Below are 12,287 nucleotides of genomic sequence, written 5' to 3' on the forward strand. Positions count from 1 at the left end.
CCGCCGGAGCGGGCTCAGCTCGCGAGCCCGCGGCCGTATACCCCCACCCCCCTAACCGGGTAGGGGTACGGCCGCGGGCTCGTCCCGTCCCCGGCGGACGACGGATCCGCCGACGGTCTGCGCCCCGGTGCGGGACCGCCGTCCCCGGGCCGCAGCGCCCGGTCCACCACCGCCTCCGGATCCAGCGCCGCGCCCTCGCGCAGCGCCTCCAGATACGCCGGCTCGCCGAGCGCCTCACGTGCCAGCCGCTCGCACTCGCCGTGCGGGCCGCTGAAGTACCGCGAGCCGAACAGCGGCATCCCCACCGAGGGCCACAGCCGCTGCGCCGCCCCCTGGAGCACCGCCGCCTCCCGCGCCCGGCCCTCGTCCACCGCGAGCCGCGCCAGCAGCTCCAGCGTCAGCACGGTCGCCACCAGGTCCTGGAAGCCCGCGCTGATCGCCAGCCCCTCGCGCAGCAGCGCCCCGGCCCGCGCCGCGTCCCCCCGGGACCAGGCCATGAACCCGAGCCCGTACAGCGCGTACGCGCGGGCCCACAGCTCCCCGTGCTCCACACACTCCCGGCGCACCGCCTCGCACAGCTCCGCCGCGCGCGCCAGGTCGCCCCCGAAGGCCAGCGCGAGCGCCAGCTCCACCCGGCCGACCAGCACATGGCTGTTCAGCTCACCCAGTTCCTCGTACCGTGCGAGACCGCTGGCCAGCAGCTCCTCTGCGCGCCGTACGTCGTCCGAGATCAGCGCCAGCGAACCCAGGCGCAGCAGGCTGTACGCGGCGGCCCGGTCGTCCCCGGTGCGCTCCGCCTCCTCCCGGCACTCGTGCAGCGCCGCCAGCGCCGCGACGGTGTCCCCCTGGAGCACCGCCGCGTAGCCGGCCAGCCCCAGGGCGCGCAGCCGCACCCCGCCGTCCCCGGACGGGCCGCCCGGTCCGGGCGGCGGTGCGTACGCCTCGCGCTCCAGGGCCCGCTCCAGCCAGTGCCGGCCCTCCTGGATCCGCCCGCAGCCCACCCAGCAGAACCACAGCGTCCCCGCCAGGTACAGGCCGTGCCGCGGGTCCTCGTCCTCGTCCACGGCGAACTCCAGGGCCGCCCGCAGATTGGCGAACTCGTCCGTGATCCGCAGCGCCACCGCCTCCTGGCGCGGTGAGAGCCACTCCAGCTCGCACCAGGTGACCAGGCCGGTGTACCAGTCGCGGTGCCGCTCGCGCAGCCGGCGGGTCTGGCCGGTGGCCGCCAGCCAGTAGGCGCCGTACGCGCGCAGGGTGTCCAGCATGCGGTAGCGCACGCCGGAGGGGGCGTCCTCCCGGATCACCACCGACTGCGCGAGCAACTGGGCCAGCACGTCCAGCACTTGGTCGGCCGGCAGCTCGGGGCCCGAGCACACGTACTCCGCCGCCTCCAGGTCGAACGCCCCGGCGAACACCGACAGCCGTGCCCACAGCAGCCGTTCGCGCGGCGAACACAGCTCGTGGCTCCAGCCCACCGCCGTCCGCAGCGTCTGGTGGTGCGCCGGGGCGTCCCGGGTGCCGCCGGTCAGCAGGGCGAAGCGGTCGTCGAGGCGCTCCAGCATCTGCGGGAGGGAGAGGGTGCGCAGCCGGCCCGCGGCCAGTTCGAGCGCCAGCGGGATGCCGTCGAGGCGGCGGCACAGGTCCGCGACCTGATCGCGGTTGTCCGGGGTGAGCGCGAAGCCGGGGTGGACGGCACCGGCCCGGTCGGTGAACAGCCCGGCGGCGTCCTCGGCCGCCAACGGGGCGAGCGGGAACAGCTGTTCCCCGGCGATGCCCAGCGGCCGCCGGCCGGTGGCCAGCACCCGCAGCCCCGGCAGCCGGCCCAGCAGTTCGCGCACCAGCTGGGCGGACTCCTCCACCAGGTGCTCGAAGCCGTCGAGCACCAGCAGCAGCCGGCGGTGGGCGAGCTGTTCGAGCAGGGTGGTGCGCGGCGCCCGCCCGGAGTGGTCGGCCAGCCGCAGCGCCGCCACCACGCTGTGCTCCAGCAGCCGCGGGTCGCGGACGGTGGCGGCGTCGACCAGCCACACACCGTCGCAGAACCGTTCCTGCAACTGGCGCGCCCCCTGGACCGCCAGCCGGGACTTGCCGACACCACCGGTTCCCGTCACCGTCACCAGCCGGGACCGGCTCACGCACTGCCGTAACCGGTCCAGGTCGCTGTCCCGGCCGTGGAACGTGGTCAGCTCCACCGGGAGGTTCCCCGGCGTGCGCCCGGGGCGGGAAGAGTCCCCGGCCGATGGTCCGGTGCTCTCAATGCCTCGCATGAGCAACGCAGCGTACTCGAAAGTAAGCAGAACGTACAAACCTGAACGATTATCTCCACCGTGCCCTTGGCAGCACACGGGCCCGTGCGGTACAGGGGCGCCTCGCGGGCGCGATAGGGTCGGAACCCGCCGCAGTCGCCCGGCCGTCCGTCATGGTCAGCGGCGTGTGCGGCCCCAACTGTCGGAAGAAGTCCCGAGGGAAGCGGTGCGCGTGACCGGTGGAGAAGTGGCCGGCCTGCTGGTGGCCGTCTTCTGGGCGATCCTGGTCTCCTTCCTGGCCGTCGTGCTGGTACGGCTGGCCCAGACGCTCAGAGCGGCCACCCGTCTGGTGACGGAGGTGACCGAGCGGGCCGTCCCGCTGCTCGGCGAGGCGTCCGCCACGGTGCGCACCGCGCAGACCCAGCTGGAGCGGGTGGACACCATCACCACCGACGTCCAGGAGGTCACCTCCAACGCCTCCGCGCTGTCCGCCACCGTGGCCACCACCTTCGGCGGCCCGCTGGTGAAGGTCGCCGCCTTCGGCTACGGCGTACGCCAGGCGCTCACCCGGCGCTCCGCGCCCCCGGCGCCCGCCCCGCGCCGTACCGTCACCGGCCGCCGGATGCCGGGCCCGCGCGCCCGGACGCGCCGGGGCGGGAAGAACTGAGGAGCCCGAGCTGATGTTCCGCCGCGCCTTCTGGTTCACCACCGGCGCCGCCGCCGGCGTGTGGGCCACCACCAGGATCCAGCGCAAGCTGCGCACCCTCGCCCCCGACAGCCTCGCCGTGCGCGCCGCCGACCAGGCCGCCGCCGCCGGGCACCGGGTACGGGAATTCGCTTCCGATGTGCGCTCCGGCATGGCACAAAGGGAGGACGAGCTGAGCGAGGCCCTCGGACTCACCACCGACCCCGGCGGCCCCGCAGAAGCCACCCCGGCCACGACCACCACGCTGCGGGCCACCCCGCTACCGACCGAACCCCGGGCCGTCACCCCCGGCCCGTACCGCCCCCGAAAAGAGGACCACTGATGGAGTCGGCTGAAATCCGCCGCCGCTGGCTGAGCTTCTTCGAGAAGCACGGGCACACCGTGGTGCCCTCGGCGTCGCTGATCGCGGACGACCCCACGCTGCTGCTGGTCCCCGCGGGCATGGTGCCGTTCAAGCCGTACTTCCTGGGCGAGGTCACCCCGCCCTACCCGCGCGCCGTCAGCGTGCAGAAGTGCGTCCGTACCCCGGACATCGAAGAGGTCGGCAAGACCACCCGGCACGGCACGTTCTTCCAGATGTGCGGCAACTTCTCCTTCGGCGACTACTTCAAGGAAGGCGCCATCACCCTCGGCTGGGAGCTGCTCACCGGCTCCGTGGAGTCCGGCGGCTACGGCCTGGACCCCGAGCGGCTGTGGATCACCGTCTACGAGGGCGACGACGAGGCCGAGCGGATCTGGCGCGAGGTCGTCGGTGTGCCCGCCGAGCGCGTCCAGCGCCTGGGCAAGGAGACCAACTACTGGGACATGGGCGTGCCCGGCCCCTGCGGTCCCTGCTCCGAGATCAACTACGACCGCGGCCCCGAGTTCGGCCCCGAGGGCGGCCCGGCCGTCAACGACGAGCGCTACGTGGAGATCTGGAACCTGGTCTTCATGCAGTACGAGCGCGGCCCGGGCGAGGGCAAGGACTACCCGATCCTCGGGGACCTGCCCGCCCAGAACATCGACACCGGTCTCGGCCTGGAACGCCTGGCGATGATCCTCCAGGACGTCCACAACATGTACGAGACGGACACCCTGCGCGTCGTCATCGACAAGGCCGGCGAGCTGACCGGGGTCCGCTACGGCGCCGCCGAGCAGTCCGACGTCGCGCTGCGCGTGGTCGCCGACCACATGCGCACCTCCGTCATGCTCATCGGCGACGGCGTCGCCCCCGGCAACGAGGGCCGCGGCTACGTCCTGCGCCGCATCATGCGCCGCGCCGTGCGCAACATGCGGCTGCTGGGCGCCGAAGGACCCGTGGTGGCCGAGCTGGTCGACGTGGTCCTCACCACCATGGGGGAGCAGTACCCCGAACTCCTCACCGACCGGCGCCGCATCGAGACCGTCGCGCTCGCCGAGGAGGCCGCCTTCCTGAAGACCCTGAAGGCCGGCACCAACATCCTCGACACCGCCGTCAGCGACACCAAGGCCGCCGGTTCCTCCGTGCTGGCCGGCGACAAGGCGTTCCTGCTCCACGACACCTGGGGCTTCCCGATCGACCTCACCCTGGAGATGGCCGCCGAACAGGGCCTGTCCGTGGACGAGGCCGGTTTCCGGCGGCTGATGAAGGAGCAGCGCGAGCGCGCCAAGGCCGACGCCCGCGCCAAGAAGCAGGGCCACGCCGACCTCTCCGCCTACCGCGAGGTCGCCGACACCTCGGGCGCCACCGAGTTCATCGGCTACCACGACACCTCCGGCGAGGCCACCGTCGTCGGGCTGCTCGTCGACGGGCTGAGCGCCCCCGCCGCCCACGAGGGCGACGAGGTCGAGGTCGTCCTCGACCGCACCCCCTTCTACGCCGAGGGCGGCGGCCAGCTCGCCGACACCGGCCGGATCACCTTCTCCTCCGGCGCCGTTGTCGAGGTCCGCGACGTCCAGCGGCCGGTCCCCGGGGTCATCGTCCACAAGGGCGTGGTCCAGGTCGGCGAGGTGACCCTCGGCGCCGCCGCCGACTGCCGCATCGACGTCAACCGGCGCCGCTCCATCGCCCGCGCCCACAGCGCCACCCACCTCACCCACCAGGCGCTGCGCGACGCGCTGGGCCCGACCGCCGCCCAGGCCGGCTCGGAGAACGCCCCCGGGCGGTTCCGGTTCGACTTCGGATCGCCCACCGCCGTCCCCTCCTCCGTCCTCCAGGACGTGGAGCAGAAGATCAACGAGGTGCTGGCCCGCGACCTGGACGTCACCGCCGAGGTGATGTCGATGGCCGACGCCAAGAAGCAGGGCGCCATCGCCGAGTTCGGCGAGAAGTACGGCGACCGGGTGCGTGTGGTGACCATCGGCGACTTCTCCAAGGAGCTGTGCGGCGGCACCCACGTCCACAACACTTCCCAGCTCGGCCTGGTGAAGCTGCTGGGCGAGTCCTCCATCGGCTCCGGCGTGCGCCGTGTCGAGGCCCTGGTCGGCACCGACGCCTACCGCTTCCTGGCCAGGGAGCACACCGTCGTCGCCCAGCTGACCGAACTGGTCAAGGGCCGGCCCGAGGAACTGCCCGAGCGCATCTCCGGCATGCTCGGCCGGCTGCGGGAGGCCGAGAAGGAGATCGAGCGGTTCCGCGCCGAGAAGGTCCTCCAGGCCGCGGGCGGCCTCGCCTCCGGCGCCCGGGACATCCGCGGGGTGGCGCTGGCCGCCGGCCGGGTGCCCGACGGCACCGGCGCGGACGACCTGCGCAAGCTCGTCCTCGACGTGCGCGGCCGGATCCCCGCCGACCGTCCCGCCGTGGTGGCCCTGTTCACCGTGGTCAAGGACCGTCCGCTGACCGTCATCGCCACCAACGAGGCCGCCCGCGAGCGCGGCCTGAAGGCCGGCGACCTGGTCCGTACCGCCGCCAAGGCGCTGGGCGGCGGCGGGGGCGGCAAGCCGGACGTGGCCCAGGGCGGCGGGCAGAACCCGGCCGCCATCGACGACGCGCTGGCCGCCGTCGAGCGGCTGGTGGCGGAGAGCGCCTGAGGTGAGCGCGACGATGCGACGCGGCAGGCGGCTCGCCGTCGACGTCGGTGAGGCCCGGATCGGGGTCGCGAGCAGCGACCCCGACGGGCTGCTCGCCACGCCGGTGGAGACCGTGCCGGGACGCGATGTCCCGGCGGCCCAGCGCCGGCTGGAGCAGCTGGTGGCGGAGTACGAGCCGCTGGAGGTCGTCGTCGGGCTGCCCCGGTCCCTCAGCGGCGCCGAGGGGCCCGCGGCGGCCCGGGTGCGGGCCTTCGTCCAGGAGACCGCGCGCCGGATCGCGCCGGTGCCGGTGCGTCTGGTGGACGAGCGGATGAGCACCGTCACGGCCGCCCAGTCGATGCGGGCCTCGGGCGTGAGCGCCCGGAAGGGGCGCTCGCGCATCGATCAGGCGGCGGCCGTGGTCATCCTGCAGAGTGCCCTGGAGACGGAACGGGTGACCGGCCGTCCGCCGGGGGAGTGCGTCGAAGTGGTTGTCTGATCGCGATACGGTAACGTTCCGCGCGACATGGCATGTCGTTCCACCCGGGCCCGCCGCGGCGGGTCCACGGGGTGCATCTTCTCCCACGTGAGTGGATGGCTGCCGCCTGCGTCACAAGGGGATCGATGACTGAGTATGGCCGGGGGCCAGGCGCCCAGGGGTGGCAGCCCGAAGACCCGCTCTACGGAGACCAGGACTGGGCCGAGCAGCAGCGCGCACAGGGCGCTCAGCAGGGCCAGGGCGACCCGTACGGCTCCTGGGACGCGTACGGCCAGCAGCAGTATCCGGAGCAGCAGGCGTACCCGCAGCAGCACGATCCGTACCAGCAGTACCCACAGCAGCAGCAACCTTACCCTCAGCAACAGCAGTTTCACCAGCAGGATCAGCAGGGGCAGCAGGGTTACTACCAGCAGCCCGGCCAGGAGCAGGGCTGGGACGCCCAGGGCGGCCCGTACTACGCCGATCCCTACGCCCAGCAGCAGGGCGGCGGCTACCACCAGCAGGGCTACCAGGACCCCTACGGCGCCCAGCAGCAGGGCTACGCAGCGCCACAGGCGTACCAGGACCGGCAGCAGGCCGGGCAGCCGCAGCAGGCCGGGCAGTACCCCCCGCAGCAACAGCACCACCCCCAGCAGCCGCAGCAGCCCGAGCCCGCGGCCCGCCGGCGCCGCCCCGAACCGGACCCGGCCGACGGGCCGGGACCCGACCCGGACACCGGCTGGGACCCCGGTCCCGACCAGGGCGAGGCCGACTTCTTCTCCCGGGCGGACGAGAACGACGACTGGGACGACGAGCCACGCGGGCGCGAGCGGCGCGGCGGCAAGGGGAAGAGCAAGACCAAGGGCAAGCAGCGCAACGGCTGCGCCTGCCTGATCGTCGCCGTCGTGCTGGCCGGCGGCCTCGGCGGTGCCGCGTACTACGGCTACGACTTCTACCAGAGCCGGTTCGGCCCGGCCCCGGACTACGCGGGGGAGGGCAGCGGAGAGGTGCAGGTGACCATTCCGTCCGGCGCGTCCCTCTCCCAGATGGGCAACCTGCTGAAGGAGGCGGACGTCGTCAAGAGCCACGACGCGTTCGTCGCCGCCGCCACCAAGGACGGTGTCGCCCCCATCCAGGCCGGCGTCTACACCCTGCGGCAGCAGATGTCCGCCGACGCCGCCGTCGCCATGCTCACCGACCCGGCGCAGCTGAACACCCTCATCATCGCCGAGGGCATGCGGGCCTCCCAGATCTACACCGCCATCGACCTCAAGCTGGAGCTGGAGGAGGGCACCACGGAGGAGGTGGCCGAGAGCAGCGACATCGGCCTTCCCGAGTGGGCCGAGGACGATGTCGAGGGTTTCCTCTTCCCCGCCCGCTATGACGTGGGGGACAACACCACCCCGGAGTCCCTGCTGAGCGAGATGGTGGACCGGGCGGAGGCGGAGTTCGAGGAGATCGACCTGGAAGGGCAGGCCGAGGCCCTCGGTTTCACCCCGCGCGAGGTCATCATCATCGCCTCCCTGGTGCAGGCGGAGGCGCAGCTGCCCGAGGAGTTCGGCAAGGTCTCCCGGGTCATCTACAACCGGCTGGACATCGGTCAGAAACTGGAATTCGACTCCACCATCAACTACGTGCGTGACGACCCGTCCCTGGACGTCTCCTTCGAGGACGTCAAGCTGGACTCGCCGTACAACACGTACCAGGTGAAGGGCCTGCCGCCCGGTCCCATCAACAACCCGGGGCACCAGGCGTTCGAAGCGGCGTCCAACCCGACGGAGGGCACCTGGCTGTACTTCGTCACGGTCAAACCCGGGGACACCCGCTTCGAGACGGACTTCGAGAAACACGAGGAACACGTCAGGGACTTCAACGCGGAACAGGCCAGGAATCGCGAGAACAACGACTGATGACCACCGCACCGGACCACCGCAGGGCAGCCGTACTCGGCTCGCCCATCGCCCACTCGCTCTCCCCGGCACTGCACCGCACCGCCTACGCGGCGCTCGGCCTGACCGGCTGGACCTACGACCGGTTCGAGCTGGCCGAGGACGGCCTGCCCGGCTTCCTCGACGGCCTCGGTCCGGAGTGGGCCGGGCTCTCGCTGACCATGCCGCTCAAGCGAGCCGTCATCCCGCTGCTGGACGGGATCGGGGAGACCGCCGTCGCCGTGGAGGCCGTCAACACGGTCATCCTCGGTCCCGACGGGCACCGGCAGGGCGAGAACACCGATGTGCCGGGGCTGGTCGCCGCCCTGCGCGAACGCGGCGTGCACCGGGTGCCGGGCGCGGCCGTGCTCGGCGCCGGGGCCACCGCCTCCTCGGCGCTGGCCGCGCTGGCGCAGCTGTGCGACGGGGAGGTCACCGCCTACGTCCGCGGCCCCGGGCGGGCCGCCGAGATGCGCGGCTGGGGCGAACGCCTGGGCGTCCCGGTGATCTGCGCGCCCTGGGACGACGCGGCCCGGGCACTCGATGCGCCGCTGGTGATCGCCACCACTCCGGCCGGCAGCACCGACGCGCTGGCCACCGCCGTGCCGCAGCGGCCCGGCATCCTGTTCGACGTGCTGTACGAGCCCTGGCCCACCCCGCTGGCCGCCGCGTGGTCCGCCCGGGGCGGCACCGTGCTGGGCGGTCTTGACCTGCTGGTGCATCAGGCGGTCCTCCAGGTCGAGGCCATGACCGGGCTCGCCCCGGCCCCGCTGGCCGCGATGCGCGCCGCGGGCGAGGCGGCGCTGGCCGCCCGCCCCGTCTGAGCCCGCGCACCGCGCCCCGCCGACACCGCCGGGCCCGGCGTTCACCCCGGTCCGGCAGCCGGACGCCCCGCCGGCCCGTCATCCGGGCGTGGGAGGATCGGGGGAGCAGACGTGCAGGTGTCGAGCATCGAAGGAGCACCGTTGAGCAGGTTGCGCTGGCTGACCGCGGGCGAGTCGCATGGCCCCGCCCTGGTCGCGACGTTGGAGGGGCTGCCGGCCGGGGTCCCGGTGACCACGGACATGGTGGCGGACGCGCTGGCGCGGCGTCGGCTCGGCTACGGCCGGGGTGCCCGGATGAAGTTCGAGCGGGACGAGGTCACCTTCCTCGGCGGTGTCCGGCACGGTCTCACCCTCGGCTCCCCGGTGGCGATCATGGTCGGCAACACCGAGTGGCCCAAGTGGGAGAAGGTCATGGCGGCCGACCCGGTGGACCCGGCGGAGCTGGCCGACCTGGGCCGCGCCGCGCCCCTGACCCGTCCGCGTCCCGGCCACGCCGACCTGGCCGGCATGCAGAAGTACGGCTTCGACGAGGCCCGCCCGGTGCTGGAGCGCGCCTCCGCCCGGGAGACCGCGGCCCGGGTCGCGCTGGGCACGGTCGCCCGCTCCTACCTCAGGGAGACCGCCGGGATCGAGATCGTCTCGCACGTCGTGGAGCTGGGCGGCGCCGCCGCCCCGGCCGGCCGGGTGCCGGAGCCGGGCGATGTGGCCGCCCTGGACGCCGACCCGGTGCGCTGCCTCGATCCGGCCGCGAGCGAGGCGATGGTCGCCGAGATCGACAAGGCCCACAAGGACGGCGACACCCTCGGCGGCGTCGTCGAGGTGGTCGCCCACGGTGTGCCGGTCGGCCTCGGCTCCCACGTGCACTGGGACCGCCGCCTGGACGCCCGGCTGGCAGCCGCCCTGATGGGGATTCAGGCGATCAAGGGCGTGGAGGTCGGCGACGGCTTCGGCCTGGCCCGGGTGCCCGGCTCCCTGGCCCACGACGAGATCGTGCCGACCCCCGGGGGCGTACGCCGCTCCTCGGGCCGCTCCGGCGGGACCGAGGGCGGCCTGAGCACCGGAGAACTGCTGCGGGTGCGGGCGGCCATGAAGCCGATCGCCACCGTGCCGCGCGCCCTGGCCACCATCGACGTGACCACCGGCGAGGCGGCCGCCGCGCACCACCAGCGCTCGGACGTGTGCGCGGTCCCGGCCGCCGGGATCGTCGCCGAGGCCATGGTGGCGCTGGTGCTGGCGGACGCGGTCGCCGAGAAGTTCGGCGGGGACTCGGTGACCGAGACCCGCCGCAACGTCACCGGCTTCCTCGACCACCTGGAGATCCGGTGACGGCCCCCCGCGTGGTGCTGGTCGGCCCGCCCGGCAGCGGCAAGAGCACCGTGGGCGCGGTGCTCGCCGAACGGCTCGGCACGACCGTCCGGGACACCGACACGGACGTGGAACGGGCCGCGGGCCGAGCCATCCCCGACATCTTCCTCGAACGGGGCGAGGCGCACTTCCGGGCCCTGGAGGCCGATGCCGTGCGGGCCGCCCTGCGCGAGCACGACGGCGTGGTGGCCCTGGGCGGCGGTGCCGTCCTGGACGCCGGCACCCGCGCGCTGCTGGCCCCGCTGCCGGTGGTGTTCCTCCAGGTGGCGATGGCGGACGCGATCCGCCGGGTGGGCCTGGACTCGGCGCGCCCGCTGCTGGCCGTCAACCCGCGCCGGCAGTGGCGCACGCTGATGGAGGCCCGCCTCCCGCTGTACGAGGAGGTGGCCAGCACGGTGATCGACACCGAGGGCCTGACACCGGAAGAGGTCGCCCAGGCGATCGTCGACGCGATGGAGCTGACCGCCGCATGAGCACCCCCGAGCCGGCGCCGACCCGGATCACCGTCGACGGCAGCGCGGGCACCGACCCCTACGACGTGCTGGTGGGCCGGGCCCTGCTGGGCGAACTGCCCGCCCTCATCGGCCGGTCCGCCAAGCGGGTGGCCGTGCTGCACCCCGAGGCGCTGGCCTCCACCGGCGAGGTGCTGCGCCAGGACCTGGCCGACCAGGGGTACGAGGCCATCGCCGTCCAACTGCCGAACGGCGAGGAGGCGAAGACCGCCGAGGTCGCCGCGTACTGCTGGAAGGCGCTGGGCCAGACCGGTTTCACCCGGACCGATGTGATCGTCGGGGTGGGCGGCGGGGCGACCACCGATGTGGCCGGCTTCGTGGCCGCCAGCTGGCTGCGCGGGGTGCGCTGGGTCGCGGTGCCCACCACCGTGCTGGGCATGGTGGACGCCGCCGTGGGCGGCAAGACCGGCATCAACACCGCCGAGGGCAAGAACCTGGTGGGCGCCTTCCACCCGCCCGCCGGAGTGCTGTGCGACCTGGCCGCGCTGGAGTCGCTGCCGGTCCACGACTACGTCTCGGGGCTCGCGGAGATCATCAAGGCCGGCTTCATCGCCGACCCGGTGATCCTCGATCTGATCGAGGCCGACCCGCAGGCCGCCCGTACCCCCGCCGGTCCCGCCACCGCCGAACTGGTGGAGCGGGCCATCCGGGTCAAGGCCGAGGTGGTCTCCGGCGATCTGAAGGAGTCCGGGCGCCGGGAGATCCTCAACTACGGCCACACCCTGGCGCACGCCATCGAGAAGAACGAGCGCTACAACTGGCGGCACGGCGCGGCGGTCGCCGTCGGCATGGTGTTCGCCGCCGAACTGGGCCGGATCGCGGGCCGGCTGGACGACGCCACCGCCGACCGGCACCGGGCCGTGCTGGAGGCGGTCGGACTGCCCGTCACCTACCGTGGCGACCAGTGGCCCAAGCTGCTGCAGACGATGCGGGTGGACAAGAAGACCCGGGGCGATCTGCTGCGCTTCATCGTGCTGGACGGCCTCGCCAAGCCGGCCGTCCTGGAGGGCCCCGACCCGGCGATGCTGCTGGCGGCCCACGCGGAGATCGCCGCCTGACGGCCCGGGCGGCGGCTGTGGTTCGCGCCACATCCGCCGCCCGGGAAACCGGGAGGAAAGCGGCCGATCGCCCCAGGTCGCCCGACGGCCGGTCCGGTGGCGGCACTTCGGGCCCGCACGGGACGTTCCCCCGGCGTCACCCTGGCCGGGTACGGTGTGTCACCGACCGGCGAAGCCGCGCGGAGCCGACTGCCGTGCCTCGACAT

At 73.6% G+C, this 12,287-nt stretch carries 10 protein-coding genes; 9 read left to right on the forward strand and 1 reads right to left on the reverse strand.

Features of this window, described 5'->3' with window-relative positions:
* Window positions 1-14: 14 nt before the first annotated feature.
* Window positions 15-2,264 carry an ATP-binding protein gene (locus ACFV5N_RS16585; RefSeq protein WP_385599812.1) on the reverse strand — a complete coding sequence of 750 codons (2,250 nt, stop codon included), beginning with the start codon at window positions 2,262-2,264 and terminating at the stop codon, window positions 15-17.
* Window positions 2,265-2,475: 211 nt separating this feature from the next.
* Between ACFV5N_RS16585 and ACFV5N_RS16590 the strand changes: the two genes are divergently transcribed.
* The 9 genes from ACFV5N_RS16590 to aroB all read left to right on the forward strand — a co-directional run bounded on the left by ACFV5N_RS16590 (window position 2,476) and on the right by aroB (window position 12,081).
* Window positions 2,476-2,910, forward strand: a complete 435-nt coding sequence (locus ACFV5N_RS16590) for a DUF948 domain-containing protein (protein WP_385599815.1) — start codon at window positions 2,476-2,478, stop codon at window positions 2,908-2,910.
* Between the two features lie 13 nt (window positions 2,911-2,923).
* Entirely contained in the window at window positions 2,924-3,271 is a 348-nt protein-coding gene (locus tag ACFV5N_RS16595; RefSeq protein WP_385599818.1) for a DUF6167 family protein, read from the forward strand.
* The gene (alaS, locus tag ACFV5N_RS16600; protein ID WP_385599821.1) at window positions 3,271-5,937 is read left to right on the forward strand and encodes an alanine--tRNA ligase; all 2,667 of its coding nucleotides are present in this window, start codon (window positions 3,271-3,273) and stop codon (window positions 5,935-5,937) included. Before ACFV5N_RS16595 ends, alaS begins: the two co-directional genes overlap by 1 nt.
* Before the next feature lie 13 nt (window positions 5,938-5,950).
* Complete coding sequence (ruvX, locus tag ACFV5N_RS16605) at window positions 5,951-6,415, forward strand: Holliday junction resolvase RuvX (RefSeq protein WP_385599824.1); 465 nt, start codon at window positions 5,951-5,953, stop codon at window positions 6,413-6,415.
* Between the two features lie 125 nt (window positions 6,416-6,540).
* Entirely contained in the window at window positions 6,541-8,304 is a 1,764-nt protein-coding gene (gene mltG / locus ACFV5N_RS16610) for an endolytic transglycosylase MltG (RefSeq protein WP_385599827.1), read from the forward strand.
* Window positions 8,304-9,146, forward strand: coding sequence for a shikimate dehydrogenase (locus tag ACFV5N_RS16615; protein WP_385599830.1), 843 nt, complete (start codon window positions 8,304-8,306; stop codon window positions 9,144-9,146). Before mltG ends, ACFV5N_RS16615 begins: the two co-directional genes overlap by 1 nt.
* Window positions 9,147-9,287: 141 nt before the next feature.
* On the forward strand, window positions 9,288-10,472 hold the full coding sequence (gene aroC, locus ACFV5N_RS16620) for a chorismate synthase (protein ID WP_385599832.1): 1,185 nt from the start codon (window positions 9,288-9,290) through the stop codon (window positions 10,470-10,472).
* The gene (locus tag ACFV5N_RS16625; RefSeq protein ID WP_385599835.1) at window positions 10,469-10,984 is read left to right on the forward strand and encodes a shikimate kinase; all 516 of its coding nucleotides are present in this window, start codon (window positions 10,469-10,471) and stop codon (window positions 10,982-10,984) included. The genes aroC and ACFV5N_RS16625 overlap by 4 nt, the downstream gene beginning before the upstream one ends.
* Window positions 10,981-12,081 (forward strand): 3-dehydroquinate synthase, encoded by a 1,101-nt coding sequence (gene aroB / locus ACFV5N_RS16630; RefSeq protein ID WP_385599838.1) that lies wholly within the window; start codon window positions 10,981-10,983, stop codon window positions 12,079-12,081. Before ACFV5N_RS16625 ends, aroB begins: the two co-directional genes overlap by 4 nt.
* Window positions 12,082-12,287: the final 206 nt, after the last annotated feature.

Source organism: Streptomyces sp. NPDC059853 (genome assembly GCF_042731495.1).
Lineage (GTDB): Bacteria > Actinomycetota > Actinomycetes > Streptomycetales > Streptomycetaceae > Streptomyces.

Bases quoted from the DNA above. Each gene is read 5' to 3' on its own strand.
- aroB (WP_385599838.1), top strand. From the start codon at position 10,981: ATGAGCACCCCCGAGCCGGCGCCGACCCGGATCACCGTCGACGGCAGC.
- ruvX (WP_385599824.1), top strand. From the start codon at position 5,951: ATGCGACGCGGCAGGCGGCTCGCCGTCGACGTCGGTGAGGCCCGGATC.
- mltG (WP_385599827.1), top strand. From the start codon at position 6,541: ATGACTGAGTATGGCCGGGGGCCAGGCGCCCAGGGGTGGCAGCCCGAA.
- ACFV5N_RS16595 (WP_385599818.1), top strand. From the start codon at position 2,924: ATGTTCCGCCGCGCCTTCTGGTTCACCACCGGCGCCGCCGCCGGCGTG.
- alaS (WP_385599821.1), top strand. From the start codon at position 3,271: ATGGAGTCGGCTGAAATCCGCCGCCGCTGGCTGAGCTTCTTCGAGAAG.
- ACFV5N_RS16615 (WP_385599830.1), top strand. From the start codon at position 8,304: ATGACCACCGCACCGGACCACCGCAGGGCAGCCGTACTCGGCTCGCCC.
- ACFV5N_RS16585 (WP_385599812.1), bottom strand. From the start codon at position 2,264: ATGCGAGGCATTGAGAGCACCGGACCATCGGCCGGGGACTCTTCCCGC.